The organism is Bradyrhizobium jicamae (assembly GCF_001440395.1).
GTDB lineage: Bacteria > Pseudomonadota > Alphaproteobacteria > Rhizobiales > Xanthobacteraceae > Bradyrhizobium > Bradyrhizobium jicamae.
The window spans coordinates 105,946-127,394 of record NZ_LLXZ01000049.1; the positions used below are offsets into that span (position 1 = coordinate 105,946).

A 21,449-nucleotide genomic window follows, 5' to 3' on the forward strand; every position below is an offset into this window, starting at 1 on the left:
CGCCGTCCCGCCGGCCTGCGCGTGTCGGGATGTCATGGCTGACGCAAGCTCCAATACGCGACCGCCAGGTGCTGATCGCGGGAAAGTTTTCGGTCGTCGCGCAGATGATTTCGCAGTGCCTTCAGCGCCTGCGCCTCGCACGCAACCCATGCAAAGACCTCGCGATGGTCGGGCCATTGCACGGCCTTGACGGCATCGACCAATAGCTGCGTCGTCCCGGCCGGGCGGTCGCCGCGATGCAGCCAGCGGACCGTTACGCCGGCGGGCGCGACCAGAGGAACTTCCTCGAGTTGGTCGGCGACTTCGATGAAGACTTCGCCCGTTGCCGTTGCCGGCAGCGTCTCGAGAATTCGCGCCATGGCAGGCAGGGCTGTCTCGTCGCCTGCCATCAGCACCCAGCGCGCCGGGCGAATGCCTCGCCCAAGCGGGCCGGCCATGCCGCAAATGGCGCCGGCTTGCGCGTTGACTGCGAATGCCGAACCCGGTCCGGCATGGTCATGGACAACGAAATCGATATCGATCTCGCAGGCCTGCAGATCGATGCGGCGGATGGTGTAGTAGCGCGTGACGGGCCTGCGGTCCGGTGCCGGCCAAAGGATGCGCCCGTCCGGCGCGGGCCACGGCCATTCAGGCTTGGCGAGGCCCTCCGGCGGGAAATAGAGGCGGACGTGCAGATCATCGTCGTTCACGAATCGCGCGATGTCGTCTCCGGTGAAGGTCAGGCGGCGCATGCGCGGCGTCAGATCGGTTACGGCCTTCAGCCGCACCTCGCGGAAGTTCGCCAGCGTGCCGCCATCGGACTCGTGGCCGGACCAGACGATGGTCGGTGCTTCGTCGCCGGCGAACTCGATCACGTGTGACGCCACGACCGAGCGCAGCATTTCGAGATGGCCCTTGTCTTTGGCCTCGACACGGATCTTGAGCGTCTCGGCCTCGACGGCGAGCGAACTGGTTCCAAACGGCAGCTTCGCCACCATCAGGCCGCCCCGGTCCTCAAAGGCGATGTCATGCTCGGCCAGATGATCGATCATCCGGGCGGCGAGGCCGGCGGCATCGGCAAGCGCGATGCGGGTCTCCGAAACAAGCGAATCCAAGTCGTCCTCCAGTCGGCCTGGCCGATGCTGGCCTGCAAGCGCTTCAATGTCCTGAAATCGCGGCCCGACACAGCGGCTGGATCAATGTCCTACTCGCTCGTCGGCTGCGATGCAAAGGCGGTACCACTCACATTTTATTAAACGCGCTGCCGATCACAAATTAGAATCAATCGAAAAAGGCCGGAAAATAAGCTCTGGAAGAGTGATGCTGCCATCATGTATTCGCATCACACCGGCAAGGCTGTTCGTATCAGGACGGGCCGTGTAGGTTCGCTTCAGCTCTACTCCAGCGCGCGGCACTCATGATGAATCCACGAAACGGCCTCACGGCCCAGATCCTGCATCTTTTGCGGCCATACTGGCCGATCGTGCTCGGCGGGATCGTGCTCGGCGTTGTCGGCGGCGCCAGCGTTGCGGGGTTGCTTGCGGTCGTCAATCGCGGGCTCTACGCCACGCAGGGCGATGTCGCAACGCTGCTTTCCGCATTTGCAGGCCTGTGCCTGCTGATCCTGATCGGTTCCATCGGCGCCGATATCAGCGCCAACTATGTCGGACAGCGGATCATTGCCGAGCTTCGCAAATCGCTTGCTGCCAAGATCCTGGCGGCCCCGATCGATCAGCTCGAAATCTATCGCACGCATCGCCTGATCCCGGTACTCACGCAGGATGTCGATACGATCAGCGATTTCGCGTTCTTCTTCTCTTCCTTCTTCGTCTCCCTCATCATCACGATCGGCTGCATGGTCTATCTGGCGGTGCTGTCGTGGCCGCTGTTTCTGATTACGGGACTGGTCATCGTCCTCGGCTCGCTCGCGCATGCCTTTGCGCGAACGCGGGGCGTTCGGGGTTTCAACGCTGCCCGCGACTCGGAAGACGAATTGCAGAAGCATTATCGCGCGATCGCCGAGGGCGCGAAGGAGCTGCGGCTGAACCGCGCGCGCCGGCAGCGCGTCTATGTCGAGCAGCTTCAGCGCACGGTCGACCGGATCAGCGCGGTGCAGGTCAAGTCGATCAATCTCTTCGTGACCGCGCGGGCGCTGGGCACGATGCTGTTCTTCGTCGTGATCGGCGTGGCGCTAACCTTGCGGCCGTTCCTCTGGCCGGACAGCCCGGCCGCGGTCTCCAGCGGTTTCGTCCTGGTGCTGCTCTATATGCGGGGGCCGATCGATCAGGTCATCGGAATCTTGCCATCCCTGGGCCGTGCGCAGGTGGCGATGCGGCGGATTGCCGATCTTTCGGAGCAGTTCTCGACGCCCGAACAGGACTTGCTGGTCGCGCCATCCACCGCGCCGGATGGATCACGCCGGATCGAAGCGATCGAGCTCCGCGGCGTGTCGTATGGCTTCCGCGCGGTTCCGGGCAGCGAGCCCTTCGTTCTCGGACCGATCGACCTGCATGTCCGTCGGGGAGACATCGTCTTCATTGTCGGCGAGAACGGCAGCGGCAAGACCACGCTGATCAAGCTGCTGCTCGGCCTTTACGCACCGCACGGCGGTACGCTGCTGCGCGACGGTCGGCCGGTCGAGACGGCAACGCGGGATGATTACCGGCAGCTCTTCACCACCATCTTCTCCGACTACTACCTGTTTGAGGATCTTCTGCAGGGCGCCGGAATGGTGCCTGATGTCGCAGAGCGCTACCTGAAGCGATTGGAGGTCGCGCATAAGGTATCGGTCGAGAACGGTGTGTTTACGACGACCGACCTCTCGACCGGCCAGCGCAAGCGGCTGGCGCTGATGAATGCGTGGCTCGAGGAGAGGCCGGTCCTCGTATTCGACGAGTGGGCAGCGGATCAGGATCCCGCCTTCCGTCACATCTTCTATACGGAATTGCTGCCCGACCTGAAGCGCATGGGCAAGACGATCATCGTGATCTCGCACGATGATCGTTACTTCGGCGTGGCGGATCATCTCGTGCGGCTTCGTCACGGCAAAGTCATTGCCGGCGAAGCGGTGGCGCATGAAGTCATCAAGTCGTCATCGGTTCCAACTAATGCGTCTCTTTAGAGCTATTTTATTCTCCGAGAAAATTTGAGTCGAAGTTCAGGCTCTTTCGAAAAGTATGGCCGTTGAGAGCATGGGATGCCTCCCACGCCGCCGTTTTGTCGGATTTGTAAGGAATCTAAACTACGTGTGGTGGCATTCCTTGTCATCCTGCGCGGGAGTGCTTTAGATCGCGAGCGCGAGTGACGATCGCGTTCTGTTTTTTAGCAATCACGTTGGCGATGCGAGGGCCGGATGAATAAAGCTTCGAGCTCCGCGATCGGGCCTCGCGCGTTTCCGATCGGGCCGCATTCTGCGATGACGGTCGTTCAGGACGGCGGCGGAGACCTTCGGGTTGCCGTCGGTGCCACGACCGTGATGCGGCTGCGGCTCGAGGAGCCGCTGGATCGCCTGAAACTGTCGGATACGCCCGAGGATCTGCACCTCGCGATATCTGCGGTTGCGGCGGCGGCAGAAGCCGTGTTCGGATGGCGGCCGACCCTTGAACGGCTCGTGCTGGATCTGGCCGCCGGAGAATCTCTTGCCCGAGAGCTGATGAACCATGGCCTCGTTGTCACGGCGGGAACGGAGCTCGTGCTGCTTCCGGAATTGCTGATGCAGCGCCCGAACAATTGGCTGGTCAATGCCGAACAGCCGCCACTGCCGCAACTCCATGTGATGACGGACGGCAAACGCCATCCGCGGCGCGCGCCCAAGCCTGCGGGAAAGGTGTATGCGCGCTTCATACCCTGGCTCGGCGAGGTGATCTCCTTTCGCGTCGCCGACCTCGACAAGGACCTGCACCTGCTGCACCGGTGGATGAACGATCCCCGCGTCGACGCGTTCTGGAACGAGGCGGGCGATCTCGAAAAGCATCGGCGCTATCTGTCGGGTATTCTGTCGGACCCGCATATGCTGCCGCTCATCGGCTGTTTCGATGACGAGCCGTTCGGCTATTTCGAGCTCTATTGGGCCAAGGAAAATCGCATCGCGCCGTTCTACGATGCCGATGATTACGATCGCGGCTGGCACGTCGTCGTTGGCGAGGATGCCTATCGCGGGCGGCGCTACATCAGCGCCTGGCTGCCGTCGCTGATGCACTACATGTTCCTGGACGATTGCCGGACGCAGCGAATCGTCGGCGAGCCGGCGGCGGCGCATTCGCAGCAGATCCGCAATCTGGAAGTTTCGGGATTTGCGAAGATCAAGAACTTCGATTTCCCGCACAAGCGGGCCACCCTCGTTACGCTGCTGCGCGAGCGCTTCTTCGGCGACCGGCTGTGGCTGCCGGCAGCCACGGCGCCGGCGACCAGGTCCTAACGCCCGAACGGAGCGCAGCTTCATGTCTCACCAGCTTGCGATCGAGCACGACGTCATCGGCGTCGGATTCGGGCCTTCCAATCTCGCGCTCGCGATCGCATTGGATGAATCCGCCAGAAGGTCACGCCTGAAATGCGCGCCGCTGTTCGTGGAAAGGCAGCCGCATTTCACCTGGCACGGCGGCATGCTGCTGCCGGGCAGCGACATGCAGATCTCGTTTCTCAAGGATCTGGTTTCAATACGTGATCCCACGAGTCCGTTCACCTTCGTGAACTATCTGCACAAGCGCGGCCGCTTGCTGGATTTCATCAACTGCCGAACGTTCTATCCGAGCAGGCTCGAATTCAACGATTATCTCCGCTGGGTCGCCGCCCAGTTCAAGTCTCAGGCCGCCTACGGCGAAACCATCATCGCGGTCGAGCCGGTGACGGCCGGACAAACCGTGACGTCCTTGCGGGTTCATTCGCGCACGCTCGCCGGCGGAGAGACCGTGCGGCTTGCACGAAATCTGGTGGTCGCGGTGGGAGGACAGCCGTATGTCCCGCAGGTGTTTGCGAAGATCGCGGAAGATTCCAGATTGTTCCACTCCAGCCGCTATCTCGATACGGTCGAGCGTGCCGGCTTCGGCGGCCGGGCAACGCGCATCGCCGTGATCGGCGGAGGACAAAGCGCAACCGAAGTGACGGTCGACCTCTACAGCCGTTTTCCGGATGCGCGCATCGACCTGATCTTTCGCGGCCATGCCTTGAAACCGTCCGACAGCAGTCCGTTCGTCAACGAGATCTTCAACCCCGACTATACCGACTTCATCTACGCGCAGTCTTCGGAGCGGCGGGACGCCATCGTCCGCAACTTCCGGAACACGAACTATGCGGTGGTCGATTCGGACCTGCTCGATCAATTGTATCGGTTGCTCTACCAGCAGCGCGTTGGCGGCGAGACGCGGGTCGCATTGCACCCGCGCAGCGAGATAACGGGCGTGGATGCGAGACCGGAAGGGATCGAGATCAGCCTGGCCGACAAGTTCGGGGGCAGAAATCGCCGATCGACCTATGACGCCGTCGTGCTGGCCACCGGATACGACAGGGAAACCCCGCACGCATTCCTCGAGCCGATCCGGCGTTATATTCGCGACGCCGTACTCGATCGCAACTACCGGCTCGTCACCAGCCCGGCATTCCGGCCGCAAATCCATCTGCAGGGATATTCGGAAGCTTCTCACGGGTTGAGCGATACGTTGCTCTCCGTTCTGGCTGCGCGTTCGCAGGAAATCGCCGAATCGCTGCTTTCAACGATTTCGCGTCGCGAGTTGATCGCGTAAGCGGCTAGACGGCGGGAGCGATCAGCCGCCATTCCTCGGCGGGCCCAAGCGCATCCGGCACCGAAAGCACCGCGGGAGAGGGGCCCGGATCGATGATCACCGTAGTCGGAGGTATCGTGAATCCGAGGCCGGCCGCCTTGAGCACCGCCTCCTTGAGAGTCCAATAGCGAAGAAAGAGCCGAGACCGCAGCGCCGCCGGTGCGCTCCGCAGGACCTTGCGTTCTTCGGCAGCCAGGGCGATTTCGCTGATGGAATCCATATCGGCGATTTCGCGCAGCGGCTCGATATCGACACCGACCGGCATGCGGGCCGCTGCAACCGCTACGGCGCCTCGCGCGTGGCTCAGGCTGAAGTCGAGATCCCCAGGCCCGGCAACGAGGATCGGCTTGCCGTGTGCCGAGGACTTAAACCGCAGGGCTGAGGCGGGCTGGTCCACGAGGTTGCCAAGCAGAAGGCGCGCACCGGCATGCGCAGCGAGATAGCTCATGCGATCCTCAATGTGGAGGAATCGAACCAGACGCTCCGTCTCTTCGGCAGCGAGCACTTGCGTGGCGTGCTCGATCCCGAACGTATCGGGTTCGCCGATGGCGACGTCGCCGGGCGGAGTTACCTTGGCCAGCCAGAGAACGATCTCTTCCGACTTCAACTGTTCGATCGGGCGCGTGAAGCCTGCATCATGCAGGCATCGCAAGCGCAATTGTTCGCGCTGTGCCGTGCATTTGACGGCGAGCGACCACACGAGGAAGTCGTTCGCCTGATCGATCGAAAGCGATGCGGCAAACGGCCCGTGTGCCACCTTTCGCAAATTCGTCATGTCAATTGGCTCGGTGCCCCTGCACAATCATATGCAACTCGCGGATGTATTGATGCCCAGGTGGAAGCGATCTGACTTAGAATCCGTCTAACTGAGCGCCGTCGAGCACCATGTTTGGTTGCAACGGACACGAGTTGTGCTGATAGATTCATTCTCAAGCGCATCGGCGCGACCTGCAGACTTTTACGTGGAACCGACCATGACAAAATCCGCCTCTGTCGAGCAGCCTATCGATAGCTGTCTGCCGGAGCGGATTGCAACCATCCTGGTCAGCAGCCGGCATGCAGGCCTCATCAGCAAGGAGCCGGCCACGCGCATCGACTACCTGCTCGAGATTGCGTCGCTGCATACCAGGAACGAACTGCTCAGCCAGCCGGGCCTGGGACGCTTGGGCGTCCAGCGGATTGAAAGATGGATCAGGCTTCATAGCCGGCGCCTTCGCCGCAACGAAGAGAGCCTCGACAGTGTGATCTGCCGATTCCGCTTTCGGCAGGCATTTGCCGATGCCCGAGCCGGTCGGGCAGGGCCCGTATTGGTGATCTCGCCGGAGTCCAGAGACAAGGTCCTGCGTGGGCTCGGTTCGTACGATATGCGTGCCTGACAGCTCGACGGATGGCGACGAAGCAGGCCATCGAGCAGGAAAGTTCAACCCGAACCGTTCGGCAAACGGCTATCCTTCGTCGGTCAAAACGAAGATGGCCTCAAAAAATTATTGGCCCCGATCCTCACGCCGCTGACGGCGGCTGACCGGCTGAATAGCCGTGTCATTGGAACGTATTAGCAGCGAAGAACTTTAGTTAACGCTGTCAGCGCCGGTGCGCTCGCTGCAAAATAGTTTGGCGATTGCTCTTGACGGATTCAGAAATCTCTGTGCATACCGCTGCCCCACAAAACGCCGTCGAACTCGCCGGCGCTCTCTAAGGATCAAGACCGTGTTGCGATTGCGCTCACATATCGTCGCGAATGCCGCCGCCGCGCTGCCGATTAATCGGTCGTGCGATTGGTCGCGCATGTCCGTGACGGAACACGGTCCACGCTATCTGACGAAACCCGACAGTCTCGGGACCAGCAGGATAGCAGCTAGAGCGTAACAGGCAGCGGGAATCCACCCTCTGCCAATCAGGCGGAGGGCAACATGGCCCGCAACAGCACCACCAGGACAGGACTCGAGAAGCGTACCCGCGAGAGGATTCTTTCCTCGCCGGTCGCGCTCGCCTTCGTGCGCACCGTCGTGGCGCGCCGTGGGATCTCCGAGACCGAAGCCCGCCAGATTTATCTCGACTACATCAACCGATCGTGGTCGGCGGCTCACCGCGGCCGCCGCGTGATGACGTGACGTGATGCCGAATACAGGATGATCGCCCCTGCAAGGACATAAGGCGATCCGCTGACCGGTACCGGTCTCCTTGAGTGGAGCGGCAAACGGTGGTTTCAGGCAGCGATTGTGTTTTGGCCGGGCTTTCCCCGGCCGTTTGTAAATTTTCACGCCGGCGTAGCACAGCGGAAGTGCAGGGTTTTCGTAAAGCCAAGGTCGGGAGTTCGATCCTCTCCGCCGGCACCATTTTGCTCCACTAGCCCAATCGGTAGAGGCGACGGACTTAGATTCCGTGCGATGGCGGTTCGAATCCGTCGTGGAGCACCAAATCAAATCGGTAGAGGTCGCTGCGATTCTGGCGCGGCACCCCCTTCCTTTAACGCGCGCTTAGCTCAGCGGTAGAGCGCCTGTTTTACATACAGGATGTCGGCCGTTCGATCCGGTCAGCGTGCACCAACTCGCGTCCGTAGCTCATTCAGGAGAGCGCCGCTGTGACATGGCGGAGGCGGCAGGGGCAGAGCCTGCCGGACGCACCATCAATTCCCTCTCGTAGCTCAGTGGCAGAGCAATCGCTTGATAAGCGATCGACGGATGTTCGATTCATCACGGGAGGACCAGACAGCATAGGAGGTCACCATGACCGAGAACTTGCCTGCCGGTGTGCATCGTCTCTCCGCCGAGAGCCAGCTCGCGCTTGCGCGAGCAAAGGCGAGGGGCTGTGCCATCATGGCGCGCCACGCGAAACCGGAGCGGCTGGCCGCCGCGACCACCAGCACGATGGATCCGGAGCGTTAAACCTGAATGGAGATGGAGCGGACTTTTAACCCGTGCGCAAGTGGTTCGAAACCACCCGGATCCTCCATCACGGACCTGTGCCCCCAGCGGCCAAGGGAGCGGATTCTTAATCCGTCGCGAAAGCATCGTCGGTTCGAGTCCGACCAGGTCCTCCAATCAATTCGCGCTCGTGGCGAAACTGGTAGACGCGCCGTCTTGAGAGGGCGGTGGGAGACCATGCCGGTTCGACCCCGGCCGAGCGCACCAATTGCCCAGCCAATTGCCCATGTCCCCATCTGGCGAAGGGACCGGACTGTCGATCCGGGAAGGCGAGTTCGATTCTCGTCATGGGCGCCAATTCGGCGATGGACACTACTGCTTCGCGGTGGCGCTATGATGCCGCTGCCCGCGACGTTCCATCAGCAAAGCTGCGATCTCCTACGACTTTGCACTACGCCAAGTGGGGCTTCGATTGTCCGGGGTGGTCCGGGTTAGACTTCGACGTTAGCCCTCTCGATCAGTCCCAAGATCGATGTGATGGACCAAGATCGATGTGATGGACGAGGAGCTACCATCACGCTCTATCGTATCTGCCTATTGCGTGCGCGAGAATTGGATGACGTGATCGAGGACGAGCAACTTGTGCCGATCAATGATCTGATGTACATGCCCCGGCCCATTCAACCGACGACGTTCAACCAACGAGGAGACCAGCCGTGAGTCCATTGCAGAGATCGACACATTCCGTGCCGACGCTCGCAGAGCGACCGGCTGTCAGTTATCCATCTTGGTTGAACGACAATGGCACATTCATTGATACAGCGCCGGCAAGAGGCCGAGCGCGCGCGGGTTGAAGCCTATGAGGCCTCGCTGCGGCGTGTGTCGCAGCTAGCGCGTCCGGCACCGAGCTTCCATAAGGCAATCGACGAGGCCAAGCGCGGTTTCGAAGCCGACATCTTGCGCGACGCCTCGGCTTGGCGGCCGCAGATAAAGACCCGCGACTCCGCGCGTCTACGTCCTGCTGCAGCTCGCTATCTCTTCGCGCGCTACGCGGTTGCGGAGCACTTGGAGCAGATCTGGACAGACTGCAGCGGGCTAGCGCCCGACGAGATCGTTTTGCGCAAACGCTGGTACATCGTGGCTGCCGGCGGCGGTTCGCTCTACCGGGAGGGGGCCGGCGCGTGGCTTTCACGCAAGGAGATTCACGCGTTCCTCAATCCGCCGACGCGCCTCGGCTTCGAGGCAGCGATCTGGCAGGCGATCGCTCGTTCCTATTCGGACGACCTCGCCATCGCGCTGCGGATCGCGCGCTCCAGGATCGCACAGACGCCGCGAGCTGAGCTCGGCTTCTGGCGGGAGGTGGTGCGCTTCTTCTGTGCGCATCCGACCACGGTCGAGGACATGGACGATCTTCGCGATTATCTCGCGGACTGCCGTCGGCGCAATCCGGAGTTCGGCCTCAAGGGCCGCACGCTCGCTTCGCTGAGCCGGCAGATGCGCGAGTGGCACCGCGACCTCGAAGCGATCGCGCGTATCGAGGCCGCACGCCGCCGAGCCGGGGCGGCGCAGGCCCGTGCACGTGGACAAGCGTCGGTACGTGAGGCGGACGGCGGCGCCAGCTGGCCGGGAGCTGCGATCACAGACTGGTCGTGGAGCCGAGCGGCCAAGGATCGCTCCAAGCGCGAGGAGCACCTGGTGATCCAGCTGCGGACAGCCGCCGATCTCGTGGCCGAGACGCGAGCCATGCGCCACTGCGTCGCGAGCTACGCGGCAAAGTGCATTGCCGGGCACGCGTCGATCTGGTCGCTGCGCCGCCGCGCCGCAGGCAATACCGAGCGGCTGTTGACCATTGAGCTGGACCGTCGGTCCCGGGCGATCCAGGTCCGGGGATTCGCCAACCGCACGCCACGTCCCGAGGAGCGGAACCTCCTGGAGCGCTGGGCCAAGGCGCGCGGGATCAGCCTCCCATAGCAGCGCCCGCGCCGCGAGGCGGCGCGGGTGCCCGCGCCGGCCACGGCGAGACAATAGTGCCCATCTTCATCGGCCGTGGGGCGCCAATTCCAGGATGTAGCTTAGCCCGGCTAAAGCGCACGCCTCGGGCGCGTGAGACCGCAGGTTCAAATCCTGCCATCCTGACCATTTCGGGCGTCTCTTCCAGTTTGACGCGTTTTCTTCACGCGAACCGGTGTCCACTTCGCTGGAAAACGCTCTGGCGCAACGGTAGAGCCGGCTGCTCATGACAGTCCAAAGATCGGTTCAAGTCCGGTGGCGCCCACCACCAAGAAAAGAGGAGAGGGCAATGTTCGCAGCAAATCCAGCTCTTGTCCTCAACGCGGACTTCCAGCCGCTCAGCTATTTCCCACTGTCGCTGTTCAACTGGGAGGATGCCGTCAAGGCCGTCGTGAAGGGATCGCATGTCGTCGTCGCGGAATACGATCAGGTTGTCCGCAGCCCGTCGACGGTGATGCGGCTGCCGTCGGTCATCGCCCTGCGCGACTATGTGCGGCCACCGGCGCGAGTAGCCTTCACCAGGTTCAACGTCTTTCTCCGCGATCGCTTCCGTTGCCAGTATTGCGGCGACCAGTACCTCCGCGGCGAACTGACGTTCGACCACGTTGTCTCGCGTGTGGACGGCGGCCAGACGTCGTGGACGAACATCGTGGCGGCTTGCAGCCCGTGCAACACGCGCAAGGGCCGCTTCTACCTGAAGCCGCTGCGGGAGCCGTTCGAGCCGACGCAGTATGACTTGATGGCAGCCCAGCGTCTGTTCCCGCCTAACTTTCTGCACGAGACCTGGCGCGACTATCTGTACTGGGACGTCGAGCTCGAGAAGTAGCGGCGCCGGCGGCGAGTTTTTAGCCGCCGGCGTCCCTCACCACGTAGCTCAACTGGACGAGCACGACCCTCCGAAGGTCGAGGATGTAGGTTCGAGTCCTATCGTGGTGGCCAAATTCGATGGATGACGAACCGGACAAGCGTGCCGGCGCTGCCTTGAAAGCAGATGGGCGCCGCGAGGCGTTGCGGTGCAAGCCCGCCGTCATTCCGCGATTTGGACAGTGAACCGGCGCGCCGCCGGCCTCGATTGGAAATCGAGTGGGCGCTTCGGCGCTGGGGATCAGGGCCTCCGCTGTCCGCCATCTTGGAGAGTCAACCGGACAGGCGCGCCGGCACGGCTTCGAACACCGATGGCACCGAAAGGTGTGAGGCTCAGGTCCTCGGCTCTCCGCCATATACGATCGCGCCAGGCCGGACGTACGCCGGCGCCGCTGAGGAGTTTGCAGCCTCGGCACTTTTTATCGCAGGCAGATCGGTTAGGTATCCATGCGGTCTCATAAGCCGTGTTGAGCCCGGTGCAACCCCGGGGCCTGCAACCAAGCTTCACGGGTAACGCCAAGTCTGGTGACTGAGCGGGTCTGTAAAACCCGCGCCTTTGCGCATGCGCGGTTCAATTCCGCGGTTACCCACCATCAATCGCGGACGTAGCTGGAAGGTCGAGCACCTGAGTGCCACTCAGGAGAATCGGTTTCGATTACCGACGTCCGCGCCATCTAGCCCAGTTAGCAAATCTGGTGATTGCACGCGCCTGAAGAGCGCAGGAGGCCAGTTCAAATCTGGCGCTGGGCACCATTTCGGGGCAAGCAGCGGGCTGCAGTTGATCCTTGCAAGATCGACGTCCGGAGTTCGACTCTCCGTTGCTCCACCATCTCATTCCCGTCGAGCCATCTCGGTGAAGGCGCTCCGCTGTTAACGGAGGAAGGCACGTTCGAATCGTGCGGCGGGAGCCAATGCACCACTTCCGATCTCGGGCCAGGCTTAAGCCGCCGAACCGGAAGCGACCTCCATCGTGGTCGAAAAAAACGCACATGCTGCCATCGTCTAGCGGCAAGGATGCCCGGTTCTCAGCCGGCCGACGCGGGTTCGAGTCCCGCTGGCAGTGCCAAATTCATCTTCCCGTAGCTCAACTGGATGAGCAGCGCGCTACGAACGCGAAGGTATGCAGGTTCGAGTCCTGCCGGGAAGGCCAATCTCTCTGGGTAAAGCTCGTGTGGAAGAGCACCGCGTTTGGGCCGCGGAGGCGCGTGGTCGGAGCACGCTGCCCAGACCATAATCGCGCGCTGGCCGATCGGCTAGGCAGCGGACTCTGAATCCGCTCAGACAGGTTCGACTCCTGTGCGCGCAGCCAATCTGGCCCCGTGGCGAAACAGGAACGCGGCGGTCTGCAAAACCGCCATGAGCCGGGGCAGCACCGGCCGGGGCTTCCAGCATGCGCTCGTGGACCAACTGGATGGTCAGCCGTCTTCTAAACGGCCCTATGCTGGTTCGAGTCCAGCCGAGCGCGCCATCATTTTGAATTGGAGAGTTGGCCGAGCGGTAAGGCAACGCGGTGCTAACGCGTCGAGTCCTTCGGGACGCACAGGTTCGATCCCTGTACTCTCCGCCATCGTGCGAACCCATCGATCGATCGGATATTGCAAGACGCATGGCACTGGCCGAACGTTGCAGCACCTTCCTCGCTCATTGCGGCGACTCCATTCTTGCGGGCGTAGCGTAGTGGGCTGCGTGCCTGTCTTCCAAACAGGAGGTGTTCGGTTCTATCCCGACCGCCCGCACCAACCTGCCATCGCCTGGTGCCAAGGGTACGGCGCTTTCAACGCTGGACTTCGCGGGTTGAACTCCCGCTGGCAGGACCAGATTCATGACCAATTTCATGAGCGCGTCGCCAAGCTGGCCAAGGCACCGGATTTTGATTCCGGTTATCGCAGGTTCGAGTCCTGCCGCGCTTGCCAATTCCTCGCGGGGCCTCGGTAGGGAAGGGGCCGGCTCTCATAAGGCTGGAGTGGCGGGTTCGACCCCCGTACCCGCGACCATTTCCAACTAATCTTTCCTGATTTCGTTCAATGGCAGGACGCTCGGTTGTGGACCGGGAGACGCGGAGTTCGATTCTCCCAATCAGGACCAGATACCGGTTTAGTTCAGTGGCAGAACGCGGGCCTCCAAAACCCGATGTCGACTGTTCGATTCAGTCAGCCGGTGCCAATTTCTCTCGTGCCTTGGCGGTCCGCTCGCGGGCTTGCCGAACGCTGCGGTCGTGCGGTGGTATGAAGCCAAAGTTGTCGTTCGCCACTGGCGCTTGCGACAAACGGCTAAAGGTCCTTCTCCGCGAGTTCGCGAAACGCATCGGGGACGGAGCGGGAAGGGCCGAGCGCAACCGACCCATATCCGACTGCGTTGCGCCCGAAGCGATCGCGGATCAGATCCATGGCGCGGTCGGCCGACCAGCGCGCCATCCCTCGCTTGCTGCCAGGCCGGCGCTTTTCATCCCTCAGCCCGAGTGGGAGCTCAAGCTGAATGTCCCAGCAGGTCTCGAGGTGCGACACGGAGATCGCCAGCAGTGAGATTGTCTTTTCGCCCGGGTAGTCCGCAAGCACCCTGCGTACGAGCTCTTCGGCAACCTCGGCCAGTATTGCCGTCGCTGAGATCGGTGCATCGAGTGTGACGGAGCGGGTGACCGAGCGGAGCTCGGCGAAACGCACGCGGACCGTCACGGTCCGTCCGGGCCGAAAGCTTGCACGCAGCCGGGTGGCGACACGGTCGGCAAGGTGACGCAGCTTGTTCCTCGGCCGGCTTCTTGCCGAGCGCCGACTGGGCTCCGGCCGACTGCGCCCGGCGTCGTGTCTTGATTTCCCGTCGATCGCGATTCCATGCCAATGCCGTCAGCTTGTCGCTGGCCGCGCGACCGAGCAACTGTTCGAGCGACCGGCCCGGCATCTGCGCCAGCTGCCCGATGGTATGGACATCGATTTTGGCCAGCCGCGCTTCGGTAACCGGGCCGACGCCCCACATCAGCCCGACGGGCAGGTCGTGCAGGAAAGCGAGCTCGGTGTCGGGATCGACAACCACCAGCCCATCGGGCTTGGCTACTTGCGAGGCAATCTTGGCCAAGTGCTTGGTGCGCGCTACGCCGACCGAGATCGGCAGGCCGAGCTCTGTCCGCACGCGGCATCGTACCGCACTGGCAATCTCGGCCGGCGGGCCAAACAGATGCGTGCAACCCGCGACGTCGGCGAATGCCTCGTCAATCGAAATCCGCTCGACCAGGGGAGTGAAATCATTGAGCACACGGATCGCAGCATTACCCAGCCGCTGGTACTCCTTGAAATGGCCGTCGACGAAGATCAGACAGGGACAAAGCTCGCGCGCCCGCCATCCTGGCATGCCGCCGCTAATGCCGAAGGCCCTGGCTTCGTATGACGCGGCGAGCACGACACCGCCACCGACCGCGATCGGTTTACCGCGCAGGGTCGGGTCGAGCAGTTGCTCGACCGATGCATAGAACGCATCAAGGTCTGCATGAAGGATGGTGGCTGTTGTGTCCATCCCGAACCGCTCGCTGCGAAAACTCGTGCACTCTGCATTGATGAGAACAAAAAGAGAACAATAAGTCAATGGGGTCCGGATAGTTCGGTGCGAACGATCGAGGCGTTGCCGGCCGCTCAGGCGAGCCTTCCGCGCCTTTGCGCCTCTCCTTGAGAGGTCTAGCTACGTGCCATGTTGACAGCCGCAAAAGCCAATAAGCTTCCGGCAATTCCTTCGACGACGTGCTGATTGGTCGCTTTGACAATGCCAATACGACCGATGGCCGACACAACAATGCCGACGATGCCGTAGATCAGTGCACAGAGACCAATGAAGATTGCCGAAAGCAGAACCGCCTGTTGAGCGATCCCTTCACTCGGGGTCATGAAATTTGGCAGGATTGCGAAATAGACCAGCAGGCCTTTTGGGTTGAAGAAGCTGGTCAGGAAGCCCTTCGTGAGTGATGCGGGCTGGGCGCTTGAGTTCAGCGAGACGCTTTCCGCGCGTATGGCGGAACAGATCATCCTGATCGCGAGATAGGTAAGGTATGCGACGCCACACCAGCGCAATGTCTCGAACAAGATCGGTGAGGCGGCGACCAGAGCGGCAACGCCAAAGGCGCCCAATACGGCGTGCGCGAGGTAGCCGAGTATCACTCCGACGTTGGCGCGTAGGGCCGCGGTGCGGCCGCCCGCCAGCGCTTGGGCTACTATGTAGATGAGATCGGGACCCGGCGTGCAAACAAGTGGAAGCACCGTCGCCGCGAAGACGATCGACTTGGTCATATCCATCGAAGTCACTTTCACGGGGCCGCTTTCGGGCCCATCACTGGTTTCATTTCCTTGCTCAATTCACCCTGCGACCACGGCGCGACGCATGACCTTTTGCGCCTTGGCTTGGTCGACGGTGAACGCCAGCGTCCCGTAGTGTGAGCCCCAGGAGCCCGATCCGTTCGAGACGCGGGTTCCGAGGAAGGTGTCGACGACTTCCTGCGTGCTATGGCGGAGAAGCTCCGCGCCCTGCAGCACGCGCGCCACGGCCTCCGTCATCGGGCGGGCGACGAATTCGTCTTCGACGGCTTCGCGGACCAGCGTCTCGGTGTGCAGGACGAGGGCGTCGAAACGGGCGTCCTGACCGAGCAGGGGGCGGGTCTCATCGAAGAGCGCCTGGATCGTGCGCGGATCCTTGGCCATGGCGCGGCGCACATCCATGCACATCATGTTCGCCGTGCCTTCCCAGACGCTGTTCAGCGGCGCCTCGCGATAGAGGCGGGCCATTGGATTCTCCTCGATGAAGCCGTTGCCACCGTGACACTGCAGCGCTTCGTAGGCGATGGACGGCGCGCGCGAGCAGTTGAAGAACTTGGCCGCTGGTGTCGCCACGCGCGCCAGCAGTCGTTCATGCTCGACTTCGGACAGTTGATCGGTCGCCTTGGCGACGCGCAGCGCCATAAGCGTCGCGGCTTCCACCTCGACTGCTATGTCGGCGAGCACATTGGTCATCATGGGCCGGTCCGCGATGGACGTGCCGAACGCCTTGCGGGTCGTCGTGTGCTGCAGCGCCAGTGTGAGGGACTGACGCATCAGACCGGCGGAACCGATAGCGAAGTCCAGGCGCGTCAGGTGGGCATGCGACAGAATTTCGCGGATACCATGGCCTTCTTCGCCGACGCGGATCGCCATCGTTCCCGCGTACTCGACTTCGCTCGAAGCGTTCGACTTGTTGCCGGCCTTGTCCTTCAGGCGCTGCACGAAGAAGTTGTTGAAACTGCCGTCGGGCATCGTGCGAGGCAGAAAGAAGCAAGTTACGTCGCCGTTCACCTTGGCGAGCGTGAAGAAGCCGTCGGATTGCGGCACCGAGCAGAACCACTTGTGGCCGGTCAGTTCGTACCAGTGTGCGGTCTTGCCGTGGTAGTCCTCGGAGTGGGAGAAGCGCGCGGTGGTCTGCGTCTCGCGGAGATCCGAACCGCCTTGCTTCTCCGTCATCGCGTAGCCGATGACGACCGAAGGCTTGTCGGCGACCTCGCGACGACTGTTTTCGTATTCGGTGCCCTTGGCCTTCTCCGCCCAGATCGTGAGCGCGGGTTCGGCCTCGAAACCGGCGTAGGAAGCGTAGGCCATGCCGGTCGGGCAAGCGGTCCCGGATTCGACCTGATTCCAGACGTAGGACAGCACGGCGCGGGCGTAGTGGCCGTTCTTCTGGTTGGTACGCCAGGCCAAATTTGGCACTTCGTGCTTCCACGCGAGCGACATCAGTTGATGCCAGCTCGGATGGAAATCGACCCAGTCGATGCGGTTGCCGAAGCGATCGTGCGTCTTCAGTTCGGGCAGGTGGCGGTTGGCGAGGCGGGCAAGTTCCTGCACTTCCTCGTCGCCGGCGACGGCGCCGAGCGCCTCGCAGCGGTCCGCGGCCCAGGGCGCCTCGCGCTCGATCGCGGCGCGCAGCACGGCGTCGCCGGTGAAGGCGTTGAAGCCGGTTGCGGGCTTGGCCTGGTTCAGGACCTTGTGAGTGCCGTAGCGGCTTGCAGGAGCTTCAAGCGTGCCGGACGAAAGAGCTTGGTTCATGGGCGTCTCCGGATCGTTTTCTGGGTTCCTCGATGTCGTGATCTGCCGGCGAACGCTGCCGGGCTCGTGCTGGCCTGAACCGAATTCCGGCTCATGCTAGGACAGGTAAACCTTTAAAATAGAACCAAAATTCAGGTCCAAGGCTTGTCGAATATCGCGCAAAATGAAGCCAAAACTCGCGCTTCTATTGACACGGATCGATTCTCAATTCAAGATGAAAATGAATTCGGTTTCATATTGAGGATTGGCAGGCCATGGCGACCAGACAAGTCCGTGCCCTCGACAAAAAGACACAGATCCTGCGGGCGGCCCGCTCCGTCGTGATGGATGGAGGCTTCCAGGAGCTTCAGATGAATGCGGTGGCGGCCGCCGCAGGGACGGCGGTCGGGACGCTCTACCGATATTTCCCCTCGCGCGCCGAACTTTGCGCCGCCATCGTCAGCACGGTGTCGCAGCGCGAGGTCGACGTGCTGTCCGGCATCGCGATCGCCGAGGGCGAGCCGTCGCAGAAGGTGAGGGATGCGGTGCGCGCCTTCGTGCTGCGCGCCGTGCGCGGCCGCCGCCTTGCGTACGGGCTGATCTTCGAGCCTATCGATCCGGAGGTGGAGAGCACGCGGCTGAAGTATCGCCGCGCCATTGCGCGCGTCTTCGAGACCATCATCAAGGAAGGCATTGCCGCCGGCGAATTCCGCGATCTCGATGTCGAGGTCGCCGCCACCTGTCTCGTCGGAGCCTTCATGGAAGGTCTCATCAGCGTGCTCGCCCCCGGAGCCGCCGGCGTCCCGACACGGACCGATGAGTTCGCGGATTCCATCGCCGATCTCTGCCTCGCCGCCGTCGCGAAACCCGGTCGATTTCAGGCCGAGCGGCGTGTCGCCGCCGAGACCGCCGAACCCATCGCACTCAAGCAGAAGCCGTAAGCGGGGCGCGACGGCCTTCTATTTGATTATTGAGATGGTCTGCCGGAAGTGCGGGTTGTCCGACGTTTGCAGCCATTCGAACACGACTATCTCCGTCGTGACGATCTCCGTCCCATGACGCTCCATGCGGCGGATCGCAGTCTCTTTGTCCTCCGGATGCCGCGAGCCGAGGGCGTCGCGCACGATGTACGTTTTCCGGGAAGCTTGTAACAGGCCGAGCACTGTCTGCTGCACACAGACGTGCGACTCGCAACCGGCGACGACGACGTGAGCATCGGCGGGGACGCGGTCGAGGAAGCCATCTTCCCGGCAGGCGTCGAAGAACTGCTTGTGGACGAGGCGATCCTGCTCGACGGGTATGTCTGCGACGGTCGGTCCGAGGCCCTTGGCGTTCTGTTCGGTGAAGAGGCGCGGAATCCCCAACAGCTTCGCCGCCTCGATGAGTCGGTTGGCGTTGCGGACGGCGGTCTCACTGTCGTGGATGGCCGGCATCAGTCGTGACTGGAAGTCGACGACGAGAAGGAGCGAGCGCTTCGGATCGATGGTGAGCAGGGGCGTCACTCCTCCGTCAGATGGGCGATCTGATCCTTGACATATCGTTCCATGAGATCGGGCGCAGAAGCTCCGAACATCCGGATGCGGCCGGTGTGCAGCAGAAGCAGCAGCCCGGTGGCATGCGCGAAGCAGTCGACCATTAGCAGATTGGCCTTCTGCCGCGAGGCGCCGAGCTCAACGGCGGCGTTGGCGACCGGGCGCAGCGCGGCCTCAAGAGCGGCGTTCAACGTCTCGTCACGTTCGTGTCCGAGACCCGCCGGCTTCATGCCGCCGCGAAACAGATAGAAGCCGAGGTCGAGGTCGCGCGGATTCTCCGCGTAGAACCGGAAGAATGACATGGCGGCGGCCTTCAGCCTCTGCGCCGGTGACTTCGCCTGTGCGACCGCCTGGTCGACCGTCGCTCCCAGGGAGGCAAGGGAGGACTTCAGCACCTCGGCGTAGATCGCCTCCTTGGATTCGAAGTGAAAATAGAGCGCGGCGGGCGTGTAACCCGCGCGCAAGGCGATAGCCCGGAGGCTCGCGCCCTCCAGACCTTCCTCTGCGAAGACCTGCTTCGCCGCATCGAGAATAAGTTCCCGTTTGTGCCCGCTGACCGCATCACGCCGGTTCTGCCGCTTTTCGACCATCTGCCCTCGCATCCACCTTGACAGCTATTCTAACAGTGTTAAAAACTCTAACACCGTTCAATTATTCAAACAAGAGGGTGACGCCATGCTGATGTCGGGTGCCGACTACCGGGAATCCCTTCGTGCCTATAAACCGCGGGTCTTCGTGAACGGAAACGCCGTGGAAAGCGTCGCCGAGGAGCCACTGCTCGCGCCCGGCGTCGCCGGCGTCGGCGTCACCTACGACTTCGCGCTCAGGCAGGAGCACGTGCCGATTATGACGGCGCGACAGGGCACCTCCGGCAAGATCGTGAACCGGATGCTGCACATCAACGAGACCTCGCAGGACCTGCTGTTCAAGCTCGAGGCCGTACGGCTGGTCTGCAAGACGGTCGGATGCGCGCAGCGCTACCTGACCCATGATGCGCTGAACGGCATTTTCCAATCGACCAAGCTGACGGATGACCGGCACGGCACGGATTACAGCCAACGCTTTCTCGCCTACCTCCACGAGGTCCAGGACAGGGACCTCACGCTGGGCGTCGCGATGACCGACGCCAAGGGCGACCGGTCGAAGCGGCCTGGCGCACAGGTCAATCCCGACGTCTACGTTCACATCAAGGAGCGCCGTCCGGACGGCATCGTGATCCGTGGCACGAAGGCGATCGTCACGGGCGCGCCCTACATGCACGAATTCCTCGTCATGCCCTGCCGGACCCACAATCCGGAGGACAAGGATTTTGCGGTATGCTGCGCCGTGCCGTGTGATGCGCCCGGCGTGACCATCGTCGCCCGTCCGGCCGGGCGCCCCGGCGAGGCGTCAGCCAAGTTCTCGGCCAAGTACGGCCAGTCGGTCGGTGTCGTGATTTTCGATGACGTCTTCGTTCCGCACGACCGCGTCTTCCTGGCCGGCGAGACCGAGGAGGGCGGTTTCCTCACGACTTCCTACGCCACGCACCACCGGCATTCCTGCATCGGTGCCCGCGCCGGATTCGGCGATCTCCTGATCGGCGCCGGCGCGCTGATGATCGAGGCCAACGGGCTCGACGTAGAGCGCCACGCGCATATCCGCGAGGCGATGGTCGAGCTCATCACCATCACGGAGAGCTTCTACGCCTGCGGCGTCGCCTCGTCGGTCTACTGCACGAAGGACCCGGCCGGATCGGTGATGCCCGACGCGGTGTTCTCCAACATCGGCAAGCTGCTGCTCGCCACCAAGATCTACGACATGCACCGCGTGGCGCACTATGTCTCGGGCGGCCTGATCGTGGCGCTGCCGGGACCGGAGGAAGACCACAATCCGGAGACCAGGGCGTCGCTCGCCGCGGTGATGGGCGGTCGCCCAGACATTCCCGCCGACAAGCGCGCCGAGGTTGCCCGCTTCATCGAGGACCTGACGGTCTCGCACGAAGCCGGCTGGTACTCAGTGATCTCGCTGCACGGCGGCGGCTCGCCGGAAGCGATGAAGCGCGAGATCTGGCGCAACTATCCGGTGATGGAGAAGATCGAGCTGGTCGAAGGCCTTCTCGACCGCGGCATCCTCGACGAGGGACGCCGGGTCTCGAAGCAGCCCGGTCGCTGCTGCGCAACCGGATGCCAAGTGCCGTTGCCCCCGCAGAAGGCCGAACTGCCGGTGCTCGAGGGCGCCGCCGAATAACGTCTCGGCTCTCGCAGCCAGCTTTCACTGACGTCCCGCGAGAGGAGTGAAATCGCGCGCGAGGCCGCCTTGCTCGACGGCCTGTTTCAGACCCATTACTGCCCGCGGCGCCGGGAAAAGGGCACCCATAAATTACGTAATTGATAATTTATTTCGAAAATATTTGCAAGC

17 protein-coding genes, 25 tRNA genes and 2 pseudogenes are annotated in these 21,449 nt (G+C 62.5%); 35 read left to right on the plus strand and 9 right to left on the minus strand.

Annotation, left to right across the window (positions count from 1 at the left end):
• Positions 1-32 precede the first annotated feature (32 nt).
• Entirely contained in the window at positions 33-1,094 is a 1,062-nt protein-coding gene (locus tag CQ12_RS07775) for a siderophore-interacting protein (RefSeq protein ID WP_057834750.1), read from the minus strand.
• 302 nt (positions 1,095-1,396) lie between these two features.
• Here CQ12_RS07775 and CQ12_RS07780 point away from each other — a divergent pair, with 302 nt between their 5' ends.
• From CQ12_RS07780 to CQ12_RS07790, 3 genes are all read left to right on the plus strand, one after another.
• Positions 1,397-3,100, plus strand: a complete 1,704-nt coding sequence (locus CQ12_RS07780; RefSeq protein WP_057834751.1) for a cyclic peptide export ABC transporter — start codon at positions 1,397-1,399, stop codon at positions 3,098-3,100.
• Between the two features lie 231 nt (positions 3,101-3,331).
• Positions 3,332-4,396 (plus strand): GNAT family N-acetyltransferase, encoded by a 1,065-nt coding sequence (locus tag CQ12_RS07785; RefSeq protein WP_083519177.1) that lies wholly within the window; start codon positions 3,332-3,334, stop codon positions 4,394-4,396.
• A gap of 22 nt (positions 4,397-4,418) precedes the next feature.
• Positions 4,419-5,717: a lysine N(6)-hydroxylase/L-ornithine N(5)-oxygenase family protein gene (locus CQ12_RS07790; RefSeq protein ID WP_057834752.1), complete on the plus strand. Its 1,299-nt coding sequence runs from the start codon at positions 4,419-4,421 to the stop codon at positions 5,715-5,717.
• Between the two features lie 4 nt (positions 5,718-5,721).
• Here CQ12_RS07790 and CQ12_RS07795 read toward each other — a convergent pair whose 3' ends face one another.
• The gene (locus CQ12_RS07795) at positions 5,722-6,531 is read right to left on the minus strand and encodes a 4'-phosphopantetheinyl transferase family protein (protein WP_057834753.1); all 810 of its coding nucleotides are present in this window, start codon (positions 6,529-6,531) and stop codon (positions 5,722-5,724) included.
• A 199-nt stretch (positions 6,532-6,730) separates the two neighbouring features.
• Between CQ12_RS07795 and CQ12_RS07800 the strand changes: the two genes are divergently transcribed.
• From CQ12_RS07800 to CQ12_RS07925, 30 genes are all read left to right on the plus strand, one after another.
• Positions 6,731-7,132 carry a hypothetical protein gene (locus CQ12_RS07800; RefSeq protein ID WP_057834754.1) on the plus strand — a complete coding sequence of 134 codons (402 nt, stop codon included), beginning with the start codon at positions 6,731-6,733 and terminating at the stop codon, positions 7,130-7,132.
• 534 nt (positions 7,133-7,666) lie between these two features.
• Entirely contained in the window at positions 7,667-7,867 is a 201-nt protein-coding gene (locus tag CQ12_RS07805) for a hypothetical protein (protein WP_057834755.1), read from the plus strand.
• A 150-nt stretch (positions 7,868-8,017) separates the two neighbouring features.
• Positions 8,018-8,092: transfer RNA gene (locus CQ12_RS07810), tRNA-Thr, on the plus strand.
• Between the two features lie 4 nt (positions 8,093-8,096).
• A tRNA-Leu gene (locus CQ12_RS07815) sits at positions 8,097-8,173 on the plus strand.
• Between the two features lie 54 nt (positions 8,174-8,227).
• Positions 8,228-8,302 (plus strand) — tRNA-Val (locus tag CQ12_RS07820).
• Positions 8,303-8,306: 4 nt separating this feature from the next.
• A tRNA-Val gene (locus CQ12_RS07825) sits at positions 8,307-8,382 on the plus strand.
• 7 nt (positions 8,383-8,389) lie between these two features.
• Positions 8,390-8,463, plus strand: a tRNA-Ile gene (locus CQ12_RS07830).
• Positions 8,464-8,482: 19 nt separating this feature from the next.
• Positions 8,483-8,641, plus strand: a complete 159-nt coding sequence (locus tag CQ12_RS43470; RefSeq protein WP_157088053.1) for a hypothetical protein — start codon at positions 8,483-8,485, stop codon at positions 8,639-8,641.
• 71 nt (positions 8,642-8,712) lie between these two features.
• Positions 8,713-8,796, plus strand: a tRNA-Lys gene (locus tag CQ12_RS07835).
• An 8-nt stretch (positions 8,797-8,804) separates the two neighbouring features.
• Positions 8,805-8,887 (plus strand) — tRNA-Leu (locus CQ12_RS07840).
• Between the two features lie 15 nt (positions 8,888-8,902).
• A tRNA-Asp gene (locus tag CQ12_RS07845) sits at positions 8,903-8,977 on the plus strand.
• A gap of 444 nt (positions 8,978-9,421) precedes the next feature.
• Entirely contained in the window at positions 9,422-10,591 is a 1,170-nt protein-coding gene (locus tag CQ12_RS07850) for a PcfJ domain-containing protein (protein WP_057834756.1), read from the plus strand.
• Between the two features lie 90 nt (positions 10,592-10,681).
• Positions 10,682-10,759: transfer RNA gene (locus tag CQ12_RS07855), tRNA-Pro, on the plus strand.
• Positions 10,760-10,919: 160 nt separating this feature from the next.
• The gene (locus CQ12_RS07860; RefSeq protein WP_057834757.1) at positions 10,920-11,456 is read left to right on the plus strand and encodes an HNH endonuclease; all 537 of its coding nucleotides are present in this window, start codon (positions 10,920-10,922) and stop codon (positions 11,454-11,456) included.
• A 37-nt stretch (positions 11,457-11,493) separates the two neighbouring features.
• Positions 11,494-11,569: transfer RNA gene (locus CQ12_RS07865), tRNA-Arg, on the plus strand.
• Positions 11,570-12,093: 524 nt separating this feature from the next.
• Positions 12,094-12,167, plus strand: a tRNA-Gly gene (locus CQ12_RS07870).
• 4 nt (positions 12,168-12,171) lie between these two features.
• Positions 12,172-12,247: transfer RNA gene (locus tag CQ12_RS07875), tRNA-Phe, on the plus strand.
• A gap of 82 nt (positions 12,248-12,329) precedes the next feature.
• Positions 12,330-12,405, plus strand: a tRNA-Asn gene (locus tag CQ12_RS43475).
• 80 nt (positions 12,406-12,485) lie between these two features.
• Positions 12,486-12,560, plus strand: a tRNA-Glu gene (locus tag CQ12_RS07880).
• A 7-nt stretch (positions 12,561-12,567) separates the two neighbouring features.
• Positions 12,568-12,644 (plus strand) — tRNA-Arg (locus tag CQ12_RS07885).
• 85 nt (positions 12,645-12,729) lie between these two features.
• Positions 12,730-12,803: transfer RNA gene (locus CQ12_RS07890), tRNA-Gln, on the plus strand.
• A 4-nt stretch (positions 12,804-12,807) separates the two neighbouring features.
• A tRNA-Cys gene (locus CQ12_RS43480) sits at positions 12,808-12,882 on the plus strand.
• 4 nt (positions 12,883-12,886) lie between these two features.
• Positions 12,887-12,962: transfer RNA gene (locus CQ12_RS07895), tRNA-Arg, on the plus strand.
• Positions 12,963-12,974: 12 nt separating this feature from the next.
• A tRNA-Ser gene (locus tag CQ12_RS07900) sits at positions 12,975-13,061 on the plus strand.
• Positions 13,062-13,157: 96 nt separating this feature from the next.
• Positions 13,158-13,233, plus strand: a tRNA-Gly gene (locus CQ12_RS07905).
• 1 nt (position 13,234) lies between these two features.
• Positions 13,235-13,311, plus strand: a tRNA-Glu gene (locus CQ12_RS43485).
• Between the two features lie 19 nt (positions 13,312-13,330).
• Positions 13,331-13,407, plus strand: a tRNA-Gln gene (locus tag CQ12_RS07910).
• Positions 13,408-13,413: 6 nt separating this feature from the next.
• A tRNA-Met gene (locus CQ12_RS07915) sits at positions 13,414-13,488 on the plus strand.
• 16 nt (positions 13,489-13,504) lie between these two features.
• A tRNA-His gene (locus CQ12_RS07920) sits at positions 13,505-13,579 on the plus strand.
• Between the two features lie 3 nt (positions 13,580-13,582).
• Positions 13,583-13,657, plus strand: a tRNA-Trp gene (locus CQ12_RS07925).
• 107 nt (positions 13,658-13,764) lie between these two features.
• Here CQ12_RS07925 and CQ12_RS47905 read toward each other — a convergent pair.
• From CQ12_RS47905 to CQ12_RS07940, 5 genes and pseudogenes are all read right to left on the minus strand, one after another.
• Entirely contained in the window at positions 13,765-13,908 is a 144-nt protein-coding gene (locus CQ12_RS47905; protein ID WP_245309790.1) for a hypothetical protein, read from the minus strand.
• A gap of 129 nt (positions 13,909-14,037) precedes the next feature.
• Positions 14,038-14,319, minus strand: a pseudogene (locus tag CQ12_RS47910) (DinB/UmuC family translesion DNA polymerase); the annotation flags it as partial.
• Positions 14,291-14,998 (minus strand): annotated as a pseudogene (locus CQ12_RS47915) (Y-family DNA polymerase); the annotation flags it as partial. The pseudogenes CQ12_RS47915 and CQ12_RS47910, both read right to left, overlap by 29 nt.
• Before the next feature lie 158 nt (positions 14,999-15,156).
• On the minus strand, positions 15,157-15,768 hold the full coding sequence (locus CQ12_RS07935) for a LysE family translocator (RefSeq protein WP_057834811.1): 612 nt from the start codon (positions 15,766-15,768) through the stop codon (positions 15,157-15,159).
• A 60-nt stretch (positions 15,769-15,828) separates the two neighbouring features.
• Positions 15,829-17,541, minus strand: a complete 1,713-nt coding sequence (locus CQ12_RS07940) for an acyl-CoA dehydrogenase family protein (RefSeq protein WP_057834758.1) — start codon at positions 17,539-17,541, stop codon at positions 15,829-15,831.
• Between the two features lie 254 nt (positions 17,542-17,795).
• On the opposite strand from CQ12_RS07940, the gene CQ12_RS07945 reads away from it, so the two are divergent.
• Entirely contained in the window at positions 17,796-18,461 is a 666-nt protein-coding gene (locus tag CQ12_RS07945) for a TetR family transcriptional regulator (RefSeq protein ID WP_063799696.1), read from the plus strand.
• Positions 18,462-18,479: 18 nt separating this feature from the next.
• Here CQ12_RS07945 and CQ12_RS07950 read toward each other — a convergent pair whose 3' ends face one another.
• Together CQ12_RS07950 and CQ12_RS07955 are read right to left on the minus strand one after the other, a co-directional pair.
• Entirely contained in the window at positions 18,480-19,013 is a 534-nt protein-coding gene (locus tag CQ12_RS07950; protein ID WP_057834812.1) for an isochorismatase family protein, read from the minus strand.
• A gap of 5 nt (positions 19,014-19,018) precedes the next feature.
• The gene (locus tag CQ12_RS07955; protein ID WP_057834759.1) at positions 19,019-19,642 is read right to left on the minus strand and encodes a TetR/AcrR family transcriptional regulator; all 624 of its coding nucleotides are present in this window, start codon (positions 19,640-19,642) and stop codon (positions 19,019-19,021) included.
• An 85-nt stretch (positions 19,643-19,727) separates the two neighbouring features.
• Here CQ12_RS07955 and CQ12_RS07960 point away from each other — a divergent pair, with 85 nt between their 5' ends.
• A complete protein-coding gene (locus CQ12_RS07960; protein WP_057834760.1) occupies positions 19,728-21,278 on the plus strand; it encodes a 4-hydroxyphenylacetate 3-hydroxylase family protein in 1,551 nt (516 codons plus the stop codon).
• Positions 21,279-21,449 lie beyond the last annotated feature (171 nt).